We start from the raw sequence: 14832 nt of genomic DNA, 5'->3' as shown, positions 1-14832 counted from the left end.
ACCAGCCTGCCACAAAAGTCCCCGCGACTTGCTGCCCTTCCCATGATAAGAATCACCGCATTGCCTGACCTTTGCCAAGGGGGAACCCGCGCTGCATTCGCCAGCTACTACTTAGCGGCAGGGTTAGCCATGGTGAGCAGAAACACCGATTCCTGCCGGGCCGCCACGCTGTACGGCAGGTTGGCTTGCAGTGTCAGCAACTGCCCGGGTTTCAGTTCCACCGTCTGCCCCTCCGCCTGAAAACCGAGGTGGCCTTCCAGCACCTGCACGCTGATGATGCCGGGGGCAGCGTGCGTTTTCATCTCCGCGCCTGCGTGCAGGGCTATCAGCACCAGGCGCAGCCCGTCGGCCTGGAGCAGCGTCAGGGCGTTCCGGTCGCTGCGGTGCCAGGCCGACTCCTGCTTGATTTGCGCCTGGGCCTGGGGTAGGTCGAGCACCAGCAGGGGCGCGTTCAGCGGGCGGGTGCCGGCCGGGCGCTGCGGCGTGGCCTCGTTCGATTTTTCCAGTGGGCCCGCCGTTTCCTCGGGCGAAGCGTAGAAAATAGGATGCTTTTGCAGGGCTTTCACCATCTCCGTGTTCAGGGCCTCGCTGGAAATCCCGTAGCCGTTCACCAGGGTGCCTTTCACGCCGTATTGGAGCGAGGAAATGGCGTACACCACGGCTCCGTCGCCGGGGGCCGACGGGCCTTCAAAGCGGTAGTGCCTATCCACCTGAAAATCATCCGGGTAAAGCTGGATGGCATCGCCGGGGCCCATCAGGCAGTCGTCCCGTAAGTTGAAGTCGACGGTGTAACCCTCCTTATTTAGCTGGTCTAACACCTCGGAAACAGTGGTCATGGGTATCATAGCTGCCGGGCGCAAAGGGTGAAACTGGGCAAGGCCGAGATACCGGTGGCCCCGGTGGCTTGGCTACTTGAGCTTTTTGCCTACGATGGCATCCGCAGTACGAGTGGTCAAGCGTAAGCAGAGCCCCCGTTGGCAAAGCGCTTGCGGTAGTCGCTCACAAGCTTCTTTTTGCCATTGGACTAGGCAGCCAAACCCGCTCGGCAGGCTTCCTCGCAGCGGCGGCAGGCCACGGCGCACTCCTGGCAATGCTGCATGTGGGCCCCGTGCTTCTCGCACTCATCGCCGCAAGCCTTGCAGATTTCGGCGCACTCTTTTAGCAGGTGTTGGGCATGGGCGGAATCGCGGGCCACGAAGCGGGCCGTGAGGGCGCAGATGTCGGCGCAGTCCCGGTCGAGGCGGATGCAGCCAACCATCATCTTTACATCGTCTTCTTGCAGGCAGGCGGTGGCGCAGTGTTCGCAGGCCGCCACGCAGGCGTTGAGGGCGTCGAGCAAGGATTGGTTTTGAGTAGGCATGGGAAAAGGAGTTGGCGGTGGATAATTTCCCCTTGGTATACCCGGCCCCTACCCCCTCGGTTTTACGTTATTCGCCCGTCGGCTTGCACTATTTGGTGCCTCCGCATCCAGCGCGGCCGCTTCGGCGGTGGAAAGCAGCTGCTGCCGGTACGCGGACGGGGCGCACCGCGCAAACCGCCGAAACTGCCCGGAAAAGTGTGCCAGGCTGCCGTAGCCCAGTAGCCGGGCCAGCCGGCCGATGCCCAGCGGGGAAGCGCCCAGCAACTCCTGCGCGTAAGCCAGCCGCTGGTGCGTGACGTAGCTGAGTAGGCTCTCGTGGCCGGGCAGCCGGGCAAACAGGCGGTGCAGCTGACGCGCACTTACGCCCACCTCCTGCGCCAGCGTAGGAATGAAATCGGGGTGCCGAAGCGTGCCGGGGCGGCGCAGCAACTCGTTGACCACCCGTTTGACCCGCGCGGCCAGCACGTGCTGCGGATTTTCCAGCAGCGCAAACCCGGCCGCTGCCAGCGCGGCCCGAATGTGCACCCAGTCCAGCTCCTGGGCCGGGCCCGCCACGGTAGCCGCCCCCAGGCGCACGGCGAGCACCCGCAGCCCCAGGCTTTCTAATTCGCACCGCACAACGCGAATACCGCGCGAGCAAACCATGTACTTAATGTAAAGCACGCAGCCGCCACTGTCGGACGTGAGGGAATGGTCAGGAGACATGATTGATTTTTAAGGGCGGGTGCCACCGGATTCCGGCCGGCACAGAGGCAGCCAGGCTTCCGCTTCCTTGGCCGCCCGGGCATTGGGCGGTAAAGCCTAGGCAGGTCATGGCTGCCCGAGCACGAAACCAATGGCAGCCGCAACGTGGCGTAGGCCTAGTAGCGCGGAGGGAAGACCCGAAAATGTGAGGGAGGGCGTGTGGTCAGGCCACGCCGACGAGCAAACGAAAAGGCTCGCGCCGGCCATAGCGGAGCTATGCCGGCGCGAGCCTCAGCGCGTCAGAAAAATCAGACAGTCAGCGACTGAACGAAAATGCGGATGTCGGGTATTTTGGGCTTTAAATGCCGGGGTGGCACCAACGTAACCGCTTGGGTGCGGTCCCACGGGCCGGCCTGGGACCGGAAATGAAACGCAATTGCCGTCGGTAACACGGCCGGGGCGGGCAGAAGCAGCTGCTTCTGCCCCGGCGAGTTCAGCGACGAAAGCAGCGAGGCCGACTTGTCCTTGCAGCAGTCGTGGTGGGTGGTCGATTTAGGCGAATGGCCCTTATGCTTGCCGGGGTGTTCCGCTGGGTCGCCGTGGCCGTGGCAGCCCGGATGCGCGGGCTTTTCGGCGGCTTTGTGGTGCGCCAGGCCCGCCGCATGCGGGGCCACGGGCACCGGGTTTACCGTGGCGCACCAGCACTGCCCCACGAACACGTTGACGAAGACGAGCAGAAAGCTCATCGCCAGCAAACGGCGGAAGGGGAACAGAGTACGGAACATGACGGGCACGAAACAACCGCAAAAATAGGCCTGGCTCCGGTGAGGAGAAGGCTCATTTGGTCAACTACACAACCCGCAAAGGGTTTCGCGCCCGGCTACCAGGGGGAGTAAAACGGAGGAAAATGCGGCACTGGGTTGTTTTTTAGGCCATTCCGCAAGGGTAATGGGCTGTGGCCAAACACTATTCGTTGCCAGGATTATGCAAGTGCGCAGCCGGATTTTATGAGTTCGTAGCGGCGAGCAACGACAAATAAACTGGGATTTAACCAGCTGAGAATGGCGCTACTGCCCGTCAAATTATGCAATTCTGCGGCGTTATTCAGTACCAACTTCGCTGGGGGAGCGCCGTTCCTTTGCAGGGTGGTTGTGGGCTTGCTCTTTTGAGTGTTTGGGCCCGGCAGCCACGTAGTAACCTGCTGTTATGGAACCAACTACCAAAACCGAAACCCTCGACATCGAAGGCATGACCTGCGCCTCGTGCGCCTCGGCCGTAGAAAAGTCGCTGAGCCGGGCCCCCGGTGTGCAGCGCGCACTGGTCAATTTCGCCACCGAAAAGGCCACCGTGCAGTACGTGCCCGGCCAGGCCAGCCCGGCCACCCTGAAGGAAGCCGTCGTGAATGCGGGCTACAGCGTGCTAGAGCGGGCCCCCGACACCAGTGCCGCCGAGCGCAGCGCCGAAATCGACCGTCAGAAGGCCCTGGCCTACCAGCAGCTCAAGCGCCGCTTCGGGGTGGCCGTGGGCCTGGTGGTCCTCATCATGCCCCTGAGCATGCTGATGCTTTGGCCCGCCCTGATGCAGCGCGTGAATACGCAGTGGCTTAATTACCTGCTGCTGCTGCTCACGCTGCCCGTGCTGGGCTACAGCGGGCGCGAGTTCTACGCGTCGGCCTGGAACGGCTTCCGGCACCGGTCGGCCAACATGGATACGCTCATCGCCGTGGGCACCGGCGCGGCGTTTGGCTACAGCCTGGTGGCCACCGTGGCGCCCGGCTTTTTCACCAGCCGGGGCCTCGTGCCCGAGGTGTACTACGACACCACCGCCACCATCATTGCCCTGATTCTGCTGGGCAAGGTGCTGGAGCTGCGCGCCAAAACCCAGACCTCGGCCGCTATGAAGTCGCTCATCGGCCTGCAAGCCAAAACGGCCCGCGTAGTGCGTCCCGGTGGCCAGGAAATCGATGTGCCCATCGAGCAGGTGCAGCTCGGCGATATTGTGGTGGTGCGTCCCGGCGAAAAGGTGGCCACTGATGGCCGCATCACCGAAGGCCAGTCGTCGCTCGATGAGGCTATGCTCACCGGTGAGAGCCTGCCCGTGACGAAGCAAACCGGCGACCCGGTGTTCGGGGCCACCCTTAATAAGACCGGCTCCTTCCGCTTTGAAGTAACCAAAGTTGGGGCCGACACCATGCTCTCGCAGATTGTGCAGCTGGTGGAAGACGCCCAGGGCAGCCGGGCCCCCATTCAGCGGCTGGCCGACAAGGTAAGCGCCATTTTCGTGCCCACGGTGGTCGTCATTGCCCTTCTAACCTTCGTGCTATGGTTTGATTTGGCCCCGCTGGGCACGCGCCTGCCGCTGGCGCTGGTCAACTTCGTGGCCGTGCTCATCATTGCCTGCCCCTGCGCGCTGGGACTGGCTACGCCCACGGCCATTATGGTCAGCACCGGCAAGGGGGCCGAGCACGGGGTGCTGATTCGCAACGCCGAGGCCCTGGAAAAAGCCTACCAGGTAACTACCGTGCTGCTCGACAAAACCGGTACCATCACCCGCGGCGAGCCGGCCGTGACGGACTTTGTAGCCCCCGGTCAAGATGCCCCGCGCCTGTTGCAGCTGGTAGCCGCCGTGGAGCGCCAGAGCGAACACCCGCTGGCTGAGGCCGTGGTGCGCCACGCCGACGACCAGGGCGGAGATAAACTGACGGCTACCGGCTTCCGGGCCGTGGAGGGCAAAGGGGCGGCGGCCACCGTGGACGGCCAGGCCGTGCTCATCGGCAACCGCCGCCTGCTCACCGACGAGGGCGTTACCCTTTCGCCCGAACTGACGACGCAGGCCGAGCAGCTGCTGAGCCAGGCCAAAACCCTGCTTTACGTGGCCGTGGCCGGGCAGGCCGTGGGCCTGGTGGGTGTGGCCGACACGGTGCGCGACACCTCGGCCGCCGCCATCCAAAAGCTCCAGGCCCTGGGCATTGAAGTGGTGATGATGACGGGCGACAACCCCCAGACGGCTGCCCAGGTGGCGGGCCAGGTGGGTATCACGCGCTACTTCGCCGAGGTGCTCCCGGCCGACAAGGCCGGTAAGGTGAAGGAGCTGCAAGGCGAGGGCCGCGTCGTGGCCATGGTCGGCGACGGCATCAACGACGCGCCCGCGCTGGCCCAGGCCGATATCGGACTGGCCATCGGCTCGGGTACCGATGTAGCGATGGAAGCGGCCGGCATCACCCTCATGCGCTCCGACCTGCACGGCGTGGTCACGGCCATCGAGCTGAGCCGCCAAACCATTCGCACCATCAAGCAAAACCTGTTTTTTGCCTTCATCTACAATACGTTGGGCATTCCCATCGCGGCCGGGCTGCTCTACCCCTTCTTCGGCATCCTGCTCTCGCCCATGCTAGCGGCGGGCGCGATGGCCCTCAGCTCGGTATCAGTGCTGACCAACTCGCTGCGCCTGCGCTCTTTCGACAACCACTAACCCTTGCTACTTATGGATTCAACCGCCATTATCGTTACCGTAGTTGGGCTGGGCCTGGCGGCCTTTGTGCTGTGGTACTTCTTCTTTTCGGCTCGCCAGGCGGCCAGCGCCGTTTCGTCCTCCAGCGGTGTGCAGGAGGTGGCCATCACTGTAAAAGGCGGCTACTCGCCCGACATCATTGAAGTAGAAAAAGGCAAACCCGTGCAGCTAAGCTTCTACCGGGACGAGGAAAATAGCTGCTCAGAGGAGTTGCTTCTACCCGATTTCAGCATCCGCCGCGACTTGCCAGCCTTTAAAACGACGCTGGTGGAGCTACTGCCCGAAAAGGCCGGTACGTTCCCGTTCACCTGCGGCATGGGCATGCTGCGGGGTAGCTTAGTGGTGAAATAATGACGCATCCCATGAAAGCCGATGTCAGCATTGCCCACGTCCTACCGCCGCCGGGCTCGCACCGGCTGCTGATTAAGAACATGGTCTGCCCCCAGTGCATCCGGGTGGTGGGCGAAGACCTGGCGGCCCTGGGCTTGCAGGTACACCGCGTGGCGCTGGGCGAGGCCGACATATCCATGCCCGATGGCACGTCCCTCGATTGGGCCGCCATCCGCCGCCGCTTGCACGACGCGGGGTTTGAACTGCTGGAGGATGCGCGCGACCAGCTGGTGGACCGCATCAAAACCTTGCTAGTCGCCCTGATTCACTACCCCCCGCCCGGCCCGCGCCTGCTCAACTACTCCGATTACCTGGTCGAGCACCTGGGCAAGGACTACCACTACCTTTCCCACTTATTCTCCGCTGCCGAAGGCCTAACGATTGAGAAGTTCATCATTCGCCAGAAGGTGGAGCGGGCCAAGGAGTTGATTGGCTACGACGAGCTGCCCATTGCCGGCGTGGCCGAGCTGCTGGGCTACAGCAGCCCGGCGCACCTCTCGCGGCAGTTCCGGCAGGTGACGGGCCTCACCCCGACCGAGTTTCAGCGCCTGGGGCCCGCCAGCCACGCCCGCCGCAGCTTGGACTCGCTGATTTAGGGTGTCCGTCGGCTTCCGGTTACTTACGGTTTTTCGGACGGTCCTTTCTGGCAAACTACCGGGAAATCCACTGTCTAGGGGTTAGAAGGACTATTTTTGCCCCGTATTTCACTGGCTGCCTGTGCCTGTCCGTTCTCTACTCCGTCTGCTTACGCTGTTGTTGGGTATTTTTTACCTCGATACCGTATGCCAGACCGACGCGGAAGATGCCCGGGCATACTATGCGCGCGGCATTCAGGAGTACGTAGCCGCTCCCGGTGCGGTCGTGGTGGCGGCCCCAACGCAACAGCCGGCGGTGTCCGTGCCCCGTAGTTCGGGCGGTTACTGTCCGCCGCTGTTCTGCTGGCAGCGCCGGCTGGCGGCCCAGGCGTCGCGCGGTTTGTTACCCCTACCCCCGCTGCTCCGCCGCTGGCTAAGGTGCGGGGTGCAGCAAGTCTGAAAACTAGTAGATGCCCGAAGCCCGGCGCTGGAAAGTCCCGCCGGGTAGTGCCTGCCAGTTCTTCCGCTTTCTGGACGCAGTGCGTCCTACTCTCTCGTGAAATCTCTCGTTTTTATGGCGCTGCTGCTGAGCAGCGCCGGTACCGCCGTGGCCCAAAGCCCACTGCGCGTGCGCGTGCGCGATGCGCGTACCCATTTGCCGTTGCCGGGGGTAACGGTCACTATACCAGAGCTTAAATTAGGAACGGCTACCGACGCGGTGGGCCAAGCCACTTTGCCGGGGCTACCCGCTGGCCGCCACCGGGCAGTATTTTCCAGTCTGGGCTATACCCCGCGCACCTTGTCGCTGGTGCTCCCGCAACCCACAACCGAGCCCCTGGTGGTGGAACTGGCGGCCAGTGCGGCCGCAATCGAAGAAGTTGTTGTGACGGCCACCCGCACGAATTCCCGTATCGAAGACCAGCCCGAACGCATCGAGGTGCTGGGCGAAGAGGAGATGCGCGAGGAGGGCGGTATCAAGCCCGGCAACATTGCCAGCCTGCTCGGCGACATTGCCGGCACCCAGGTGCAGCCCACCTCCCCGACTACCGGCAATGCCGACCTGCGCATTCAGGGCCTGCAAGGGCAGTACACCCAGATTCTGCGCGACGGCCTGCCACTCTACGGGGGCTTCGCGGGCAGCTTTGGCCTGCTGGCCATTCCGCCCCTTGACCTGCGCCAGGTCGAATTGCTCAAAGGCTCGAACTCCACGCTCTACGGCGGTGGGGCCATCGGGGGCCTGGTGAACCTGGTGAGCAAAACCCCTACGCTTGGCACCCCCCAGTTTACGGCTACACTCAACCAAACCACGCTGCGCGAAACCAACCTCACCGGCTTTGCCGCGCAGCGGGGGGCGCGCTGGGGCTACTCGTTCTTCGGCGGCCTTACCCGGCAGCAGGCCGTGGACGTGGACGGCGACGGCTTCGTGGACGTGCCCCGCGTGCGCAGCCTCACCCTGCACCCACGGCTGTTTTACTACCCCACCGCCCATAGCCAGTTGGCCGTGGGCTACACGGGCACCTTCGACAGCCGGCAGGGCGGCGACCAAACCGTCTTGCGCGACGGGCCCGACCCGGCCCTGGGCCACGCCTATTTCGTCACCAATACCAGTCAGCGCCACACTCTCGACGCCGTTTACACCCAGGATAGCCTCGGCGCGGGACGGCTCACACTCAAGGGTACTGGTACCAGCTTTGACCGCACCGTGGCCACCAATACGGTTGGCTTCCGGGCCCAACAAACCAGCTATTACACAGAGGCCAGCTACCTGCACCCGCTGGGGCAGCAGCACACGCTGGTAGTTGGGCTGAATGCCAACGGCGAACAGCTACAGGCCGCCGCCGGTAGCCCTACCCCGTTGCGGAGCCCGTACACCTACGCCACGCTTGGCGCGTTTGCGCAGGACGACTGGCACCCGGCCGCCCGGCTCAACGTGCAGGCCGGTTTCCGCCTCGACCGCCACACCACTTACGGCACGTTTCCCTTGCCGCGGCTGGCCATCCTTTATAGGCTAACCGATGCGTTGACGGCGCGCCTCAACGGCGGCCTGGGCTACCGGGTGCCCGTGCCCTACGTGAACAGCCTCGACGAACGGGAGTACCCGCAGATTCAGCCGCTGCAAGGGCTGCGAGCCGAAACGTCGCAGGGGCTCAACGGCGACCTAAACTACCAGCGCGTCATTCCGGGGTTTGACGACGAGGGCGAATCGCTGGTTATCAGCCTCAACCAATCGTTTTTCTACACCCGCCTGCAACACCCGTTGGTGTTGCCCGACGGCACAGCCGGCAGTGGCACCTACCTGCCCGGCAGTGGCCCGCTGAGCTGGCGGAACGCGGCGGCCCCCGTCGTGACCCAGGGCCTGGAAACCTACCTGCGCTTGCGCCTCGATGAAACGGAACTCTACCTGGGCTACGTCTTTACCGATGCCCGCCGGCAGTACGACCCGGTGAATCCCCACGTTGAGCTGGCGGCCCGCCACAAGTTTGCCGCCGTGGGCACGGTGGAGGTGACCGACAATTTCGGGGCGGGCCTGGAGGCTTCCTACACCGGCCAGCAGTACCGCGCCGACGGCACCCCGACGCCCGGCTACCCCATCCTGGCCGCATTGCTGCGCTACCGGCTGGGCCCCTGGACGCTGGTGCTCAACGGGGAAAACCTGCTGGATTACCGCCAGACCCGCCGCGAGCAGGTGGTTCTGCCTCCCGCTGGCAACCCGGTTTTTCGCGAGTTGTGGGCCCCGGTGGAGGGCCGGGTAGTCAATCTGTCGCTGAACTGGCGGTTTGGGGCCACGGGATTTTAACTGCCTGTGACTTGCCGGATTTGGCTGGCCGGGTGGCAGACCCTAGGGTTGTGCGCATCTTAGTGGTTTCATATATCCCACCCCACTTTATGTCTGCCGCGCTACCGCCGCTTATCCAGCAATACAAGGCTGATTCCGAGTCCGTTTACAACACTTGGTTCATCAACAACGAGGAGCGGCTGAAAGCCTTCCGTTCCATCCGGCGCGGGGTGCAGCAGGTGGTGAAGGACATCAAGGCGGGCAGTTTTGGCAACGACTTTAAGGGCACTTCACTCGAATTTGTGCTCAGTGTCATCAGCGAGCAAAAACAGGTGTTCCAGGGCGCGGCCCACCCCTTCTATTGGAAGCCTAAGCTGCGCATCCCCGACATCTACGAGCACGAGGACAACAAGCGCGCCTTCGGACAATTCCTGGAAAGCTGCTTAGCGGCCACCACCGAGCAGCAGCTACTGCGCGAAATTGATATCCTCGACCGCCGCAAAATTAAGGGATTGGGGCCGGCTGTGGCCAGCATCCTTTATTTCCTGCATCCCACCTTGATGCCGCCCTGTAACACGGCCATCGTCAACGGGTTTAATGCCCTGTTTGGGGAGAAAATCAAGCTGGGGTCCTGGTCCGAGTACCTGCGGATGCGCGCCCGGCTGCGCGACCTCAACCAGGAGCACCGCCAGCACTTGAGCCTCGATTACGGGGCTCTGAGTGGTCTGCTCTTCGACGTGGGCGTGAAGAAGATGATTGCCGGCGACCAGCAGTTTGCCACCGATGAGGACCGCGACAAGTACCAGCAGCAGGCCCAGAAACGCCACAAAGAGGTCCAGACCGAAGCCCAGGAGGAAAACCAGCACACCGAGATGCAGCACCACCTGCTGCGCATTGGCAAGGTGCTGGGCTGCGACGTGACGACGGCCATTAACGACCGCAACCGCCTCTGCGGCGGCCAGAAGCTCTCGTTTCTGTGCCTCGACAAGCACCCCGAGCTACCCGTGCCGGCCGACGTGGCCAGCACCATCCGCCTGATTGACATTGTGTGGTTCGCCCCCGGCACCAGCCGGGTGGTAGCGGCCTTTGAGGTGGAGAAAAGCACCAGCATCTACAGCGGCATTCTGCGGTTGACGGATTTGGCCTTTTCGATGCCCGAGCATGAAACGGCGCTGTACCTGGTGGTGCCCGATGCCCGCGAGAAGGAGGTGCAGGCGCAGCTTTCGCGCCCCGCCATCCGGGCCGCCGGCGCGACTATCCACTATATCCTGTTCTCGGAGTTGCGTCAGCACTGCGAGGCGCTGTGCAAGTTTGGCGACTCGCCGGCGGCGATGCGCAAGATTGCGCGGTCGGTTTCTTAATGCAGGCAGTTGTGCACTAGGTTTTTATATTCTGTCTAGGTTTTTATATTCTGTCTTAGTGCGTTCGAACAGCTGCTAAAGTAATCCCGTGCTTGTACTTACGATGTGGCTTCGAGCTTCTTCTTCACCCTGTTGAGTGTCGTGCTGCACGTAGTATTCCAGTTGCGTGCCCGGTGCGAAGGCATCGGTGTCGAAATAGGGCGAACGGGCGTACACGGCCAGGCGCACCCAAGGTTTGCCCTCGCCGCCCACACGGCGGAAGACGTGGGCGACATCCAATAGCTCTTTGCTGAATGCTAGGTGGCGACCAGATGCCGAGAGTGTCAGTTCAATTCTGGCGGGGTTCATCAGGAGAATAAACTATGAATGAAGGTACTAGGCCACCATACCCAGCAGCAGGAACAGTAGGAAGCCAACGAAAAAAGACAGCGTGAGCAGTGGAGTTTCGGTTTCTTCGTGCGCCTCGGTCAGCAGTTCTTCGGTCACGAGGAACAGCAAGGCAGCCAGCCCAAAGGAAAGCACTAGTTCGAGCAGGTTGCCGGTGGCCCCGCGCAGCACGGTGGTGCCGATGCCGGCTCCTAGCAACAGCATGAGCGAAGTGCCGGCCACAATGGCTACCGCCCGGACCTTACCATGCCCCCCCTGACGCAGCTCCACGGCTGTGGCCAGGCCCAGTGATAACAATTCCAGGGTCAGGGCGATGGCCAGCAAGGTGCCTTCTTTCGCCCCGGCGGCAAACCCGATACCGAGGAGCAGGCCGTCGATGAAAATATCGATGCCGATTGCCACCAGTAGGCCCCACGGCAGGGGGGCGGTGCTTGTATCAGTAGAGGTAAGGGTAGAATTTGCAGATTCCTGCTTTTCTAGGTGCTGGGTGAAGTAGCGCAGGCCCAGCATCACGGCTACCCCCAGGCCAAAGCCTAGCGCGACCTCATACGGGGCGTGGTGCTGCACGATGTCGGGCAGCAACTCCACGGCAACCACCGAGAAGATAACGCCCGCCGCGAAGTGCAGGATGGCACTGCGCAGCTTAGGGCCGGGAGCCCGCCAAACGGCCAGCGCGGCGCCGGCAATCATGACCACGGCCGGCAGCAGGGCGAAGCCCAGCATGGTAGTCCAGGGTGGGCTAGTAACAAGCATCATTCGGCACGGTCAGCCAACAGGTCCAGCAGCGCCGCTTGGCTACTGCGGAATGAGTTTAGCACCGGGGTTGAGGCTCCTAACAGGCCGGCTAGCGCGCCAGCTATTTCGCTGATAGAGGCGAGGCTTTTGAACCAGTAGGCGCAATCATACGCGGGCGGCAATTCAATAAAATCGCTGTTGGCGGGTGCATAGTGGTGCTGCTGCGATAAGTGGCGCTGGACCAGATAGAAGTAGGCCAAGTGTCGCGTATCGGGGTGGGCCTTGATTTGCTCAAACATCTCTTTCTCGCCCAAGCGCCGGGCAAAGTTGCCGGGCACATGAAAAAGGGCGGGGTCGCTGGTGGCCCGTAGGACTTGGGCGCTTTTTAAGTCGTTGCTGCCCGCCTCACGCAGCAGGTGAGAGGCTTTCTGCTGCAAGTTTGCCCAGCGAGCTTGAGTTTCCTGAGCTACATCGGCCGCCGAAGCCCCCGGCATTTCCAGGTCGGTATTTTCGATGATGGTTTTGACGAACTTGACATAGTCCGCATCCAGTACCAGCAACTCATTTTGGAACGCGACCGGGTCCGCATGGAACGTGGCCAGGTACAGCCCCGTAAGTGCGTCAGTGAGGGCGGTGCGAAAAACCAGGGAAATCGGCAGTTTCAACTCAACTATCGCCGGCCACCGTTCCAGCTGCACGGCCACGCCCAATAAGCTGTACTGGATGCGGCGTAGCAGGTTTAAGTAAGTGCGCTGGGTCAGGTCGGCGCTGTCAAACGACTCCCCAGTCGCCTCAATGTTGTCAATGAGCGCCCCGCAGTAACGCCGCAGGATATCACTATCTTTTTTATCGCCTCGAATCATAAAGCCGGAAAGTTAAAATTTCATGTGTAGGATGCGCACGGCGTTGAGAATAGCGAGCAACGCTACCCCCACGTCGGCAAAGATGGCTTCCCACATGGTGGCCGGGCCGCCGGCCCCGAGGGCCAGCACCACGGCTTTCACGGCGAAGGCCAGCCAGATGTTTTGCCAGACGACGGTATGCGTGGCCACGGCGATGCGGCGGGCGGTGGCAATCTTGCTCGGGTGGTCGGTCTGAATCATCACGTCGGCCGTTTCGATGGTGGCGTCTGAGTTGAGGCCGCCCATCACAACGCCCACGTCGGCCAGGGCCACTATGGGGGCATCGTGGCGGGAGGCTTTTTTGCTACGAACGCCCGATAACTATTGTGTGCGCCGGCCTGTTCTTAATCTAAATAAAATCGTAAAAATCCACGTTTAAAATAATAAATTTAACACCTTGGCTCCTTTAACACGCCTTAATGGAAAAAAATGTACGCTGGCCTCTGTTGGTATTCAGCACTTCTGACCCGACTCTGAACCGGCAGATTCGGAGTGCCCGTCAGCGCGGTGAGCTGCGCGAGGTGGCCTCCCGCATCTACTCGTCGGATTTAGCTACCGCACCGGAAGTGCTGATTCGCAAGAACTGGCTGCCGGTGGTGCAGCACCTGTTTCCGGGCGCGCTCATCAGCCACCGCTCGCAGTTGGAGGGCCAGCCCACAGCCGACGGGCACCTGTTTTTGACCTATAAGTACACCCACAACGTGACCCTGCCGGGGCTGGTAGTGCATCTATTGGAAGGGCCGGCCCCGTTGCCGGGCGATGCGCCCTTTGGGGACGGTAGCCTGCTGTTCGCGTCGGAGGCCCGGGGCCTGCTGGAAAACCTGCAGCCGGCCCGCGTTCGGAAAGGTGGGGTAAGCAAAGCACTGCCGCTGGAGAACGTAGAGGAGCGCTTGGAAATGGTGCTGCGCATCCGGGGCGAGGAAGGCTTGAACGCCCTGCGCGACCAGGCCCGCGAAGTGGCGGCGGCCCTGGAGTGGCCCACCGAGCTGGCGGTGCTGCAACGCATCGTGGGCGCGCTCCTGACCACCCAGTCTAGCAAAATCCTGACTTCCCCGGTGGCCCGGGCCCGCGCGCTGGGGCTGCCCTTCGATGCCGGCCGGTTGGCGCTGTTTACTACGCTGCTCAGTGCGCTGCACGCGGCGGTGCTGCCGCGGCGGCCGGACCCCGCGCCCGTGGCGCCCCCCTTCTACACCGTGGCATTCTTCGAGGCCTACTTCTCCAACTTCATTGAAGGCACCGAATTTCAGGTGGATGAGGCGCACCGCATCGTGGAAACCGGCCAGTTGGTGGGTGGCCGGCACGCCGATTCGCACGACGTGCTGAGCACCTACCAGCTGTGCAGCAACGTGGCTGAGATGCGCGTAGTCCCGCAGTCGGCCGAGGACCTGCTGGCCATTTTGCAGCGGCGGCACGCTCAGCTCATGCGCGCCCGCCCCGACAAGCGTCCCGGCCAATGGAAAGAATACGCCAACCAGGCCGGCCTGACCAGCTTCGTGGACCCCGGTCTGGTGCGCGGTACCCTGCACGAGGGCTACAAGCTCTACCGCAGCCTGAGCGAGCCGCTAGCGCGGGCCATGTTCATGATGTTTCTCATCAGCGAAGTGCATCCGTTTGACGATGGCAACGGCCGCCTGGCCCGCCTGATGATGAATGCCGAGTTGGTCAGCGCCGACCAGTGCCGCATCATCGTCACCACCCATGCCCGCGAAGGCTACCTGGATGCCCTGCGCCGGCTAAGTCGGCAAAGTGACCCCAGTTTGTACATCCGCATGCTGAGCGGGGCCCAGCAATTCGTGGCGGACTTGCAGCCCGCTTCTTATGAGGCAGTAAAAGCACAGTTGGAAGAGCAGAATGCCTTTACGGAGGTGTCGTCGCAGCTGCGTTGGTAACCTACTAGGCAGGGCAGCTTATTGGCGAGGCTGCTGGTTCGTAGCACGTAACCCAGATTAGATGGCACTCAGATTTTAGTGGGCTTGGCAACTAGTCAAAAAGGCTGTTTATCTGATGAAAAATGGGCGAAATAGCGGAAACAAGGCCCATTTCTTACCGTATTGTCTAGCTTTGTGGCCCTAATGCGGTTGCCGGATATAATGGCGTTGGAGTTCCACTGTTTCTGTAGTTACCGCTGGTACTCGGTCCCCAGAGTCAACTG

The 14832-nt window shown here is 62.3% G+C and carries 13 protein-coding genes and 1 pseudogene; 6 read left to right on the top strand and 8 right to left on the bottom strand.

The features are described from left to right. Nucleotides 1-107: 107 nt before the first annotated feature. The 4 genes from HNP98_RS18895 to HNP98_RS18880 form a co-directional block, all read right to left on the bottom strand. Entirely contained in the window at nt 108-836 is a 729-nt protein-coding gene (locus tag HNP98_RS18895) for a cupin domain-containing protein (protein WP_173811745.1), read from the bottom strand. Nucleotides 837-1024: 188 nt separating this feature from the next. After that, complete coding sequence (locus HNP98_RS18890) at nt 1025-1360, bottom strand: four-helix bundle copper-binding protein (protein WP_173811744.1); 336 nt, start codon at nt 1358-1360, stop codon at nt 1025-1027. A 48-nt stretch (nt 1361-1408) separates the two neighbouring features. Then, complete coding sequence (locus HNP98_RS18885; protein ID WP_173811743.1) at nt 1409-2065, bottom strand: helix-turn-helix domain-containing protein; 657 nt, start codon at nt 2063-2065, stop codon at nt 1409-1411. 287 nt (nt 2066-2352) lie between these two features. Continuing rightward, nucleotides 2353-2838 carry a hypothetical protein gene (locus tag HNP98_RS18880; RefSeq protein ID WP_173811742.1) on the bottom strand — a complete coding sequence of 162 codons (486 nt, stop codon included), beginning with the start codon at nt 2836-2838 and terminating at the stop codon, nt 2353-2355. 412 nt (nt 2839-3250) lie between these two features. On the opposite strand from HNP98_RS18880, the gene HNP98_RS18875 reads away from it, so the two are divergent. From HNP98_RS18875 to HNP98_RS18855, 5 genes are all read left to right on the top strand, one after another. Next, nucleotides 3251-5515: a heavy metal translocating P-type ATPase gene (locus tag HNP98_RS18875; protein WP_173811741.1), complete on the top strand. Its 2265-nt coding sequence runs from the start codon at nt 3251-3253 to the stop codon at nt 5513-5515. 12 nt (nt 5516-5527) lie between these two features. Beyond that, nucleotides 5528-5905 (top strand): cupredoxin domain-containing protein, encoded by a 378-nt coding sequence (locus HNP98_RS18870; RefSeq protein ID WP_173811740.1) that lies wholly within the window; start codon nt 5528-5530, stop codon nt 5903-5905. Then, nucleotides 5905-6540, top strand: a complete 636-nt coding sequence (locus HNP98_RS18865) for a helix-turn-helix domain-containing protein (protein ID WP_246275220.1) — start codon at nt 5905-5907, stop codon at nt 6538-6540. The genes HNP98_RS18870 and HNP98_RS18865 overlap by 1 nt, the downstream gene beginning before the upstream one ends. Before the next feature lie 535 nt (nt 6541-7075). Beyond that, nucleotides 7076-9316, top strand: a complete 2241-nt coding sequence (locus HNP98_RS18860; RefSeq protein ID WP_173811739.1) for a TonB-dependent receptor — start codon at nt 7076-7078, stop codon at nt 9314-9316. Nucleotides 9317-9405: 89 nt separating this feature from the next. Then, nucleotides 9406-10656 (top strand): hypothetical protein, encoded by a 1251-nt coding sequence (locus HNP98_RS18855; RefSeq protein WP_173811738.1) that lies wholly within the window; start codon nt 9406-9408, stop codon nt 10654-10656. Between the two features lie 75 nt (nt 10657-10731). On the opposite strand, the gene HNP98_RS18850 is transcribed toward HNP98_RS18855, so the two are convergent. The 4 genes and pseudogenes from HNP98_RS18850 to HNP98_RS18835 all read right to left on the bottom strand — a co-directional run. Next, nucleotides 10732-11004: a hypothetical protein gene (locus HNP98_RS18850; protein WP_173811737.1), complete on the bottom strand. Its 273-nt coding sequence runs from the start codon at nt 11002-11004 to the stop codon at nt 10732-10734. Nucleotides 11005-11031: 27 nt separating this feature from the next. Then, on the bottom strand, nt 11032-11766 hold the full coding sequence (locus HNP98_RS18845) for a ZIP family metal transporter (protein ID WP_246275219.1): 735 nt from the start codon (nt 11764-11766) through the stop codon (nt 11032-11034). A gap of 29 nt (nt 11767-11795) precedes the next feature. Continuing rightward, nucleotides 11796-12641, bottom strand: coding sequence for a hypothetical protein (locus HNP98_RS18840; RefSeq protein WP_173811736.1), 846 nt, complete (start codon nt 12639-12641; stop codon nt 11796-11798). A 12-nt stretch (nt 12642-12653) separates the two neighbouring features. Then, nucleotides 12654-12968: pseudogene (locus HNP98_RS18835) on the bottom strand (heavy metal translocating P-type ATPase); the annotation flags it as partial. 131 nt (nt 12969-13099) lie between these two features. Here HNP98_RS18835 and HNP98_RS18830 point away from each other — a divergent pair. Continuing rightward, entirely contained in the window at nt 13100-14569 is a 1470-nt protein-coding gene (locus HNP98_RS18830) for a Fic family protein (protein ID WP_173811735.1), read from the top strand. Nucleotides 14570-14832: the final 263 nt, after the last annotated feature.

It is taken from the genome of Hymenobacter caeli (assembly GCF_013294115.1).
In the GTDB taxonomy this organism is placed as follows: Bacteria; Bacteroidota; Bacteroidia; order Cytophagales; family Hymenobacteraceae; genus Hymenobacter; species Hymenobacter caeli.
This window is presented reverse-complemented; position numbering and strand designations above follow the sequence as displayed.

Bases quoted from the DNA above. Each gene is read 5' to 3' on its own strand.
- HNP98_RS18875 (WP_173811741.1), top strand. From the start codon at position 3,251: ATGGAACCAACTACCAAAACCGAAACCCTCGACATCGAAGGCATGACC.
- HNP98_RS18840 (WP_173811736.1), bottom strand. From the start codon at position 12,641: ATGATTCGAGGCGATAAAAAAGATAGTGATATCCTGCGGCGTTACTGC.
- HNP98_RS18885 (WP_173811743.1), bottom strand. From the start codon at position 2,065: ATGTCTCCTGACCATTCCCTCACGTCCGACAGTGGCGGCTGCGTGCTT.
- HNP98_RS18890 (WP_173811744.1), bottom strand. From the start codon at position 1,360: ATGCCTACTCAAAACCAATCCTTGCTCGACGCCCTCAACGCCTGCGTG.
- HNP98_RS18870 (WP_173811740.1), top strand. From the start codon at position 5,528: ATGGATTCAACCGCCATTATCGTTACCGTAGTTGGGCTGGGCCTGGCG.
- HNP98_RS18865 (WP_246275220.1), top strand. From the start codon at position 5,905: ATGACGCATCCCATGAAAGCCGATGTCAGCATTGCCCACGTCCTACCG.
- HNP98_RS18845 (WP_246275219.1), bottom strand. From the start codon at position 11,766: ATGCTGGGCTTCGCCCTGCTGCCGGCCGTGGTCATGATTGCCGGCGCC.
- HNP98_RS18830 (WP_173811735.1), top strand. From the start codon at position 13,100: ATGGAAAAAAATGTACGCTGGCCTCTGTTGGTATTCAGCACTTCTGAC.
- HNP98_RS18895 (WP_173811745.1), bottom strand. From the start codon at position 836: ATGACCACTGTTTCCGAGGTGTTAGACCAGCTAAATAAGGAGGGTTAC.
- HNP98_RS18855 (WP_173811738.1), top strand. From the start codon at position 9,406: ATGTCTGCCGCGCTACCGCCGCTTATCCAGCAATACAAGGCTGATTCC.
- HNP98_RS18850 (WP_173811737.1), bottom strand. From the start codon at position 11,004: ATGAACCCCGCCAGAATTGAACTGACACTCTCGGCATCTGGTCGCCAC.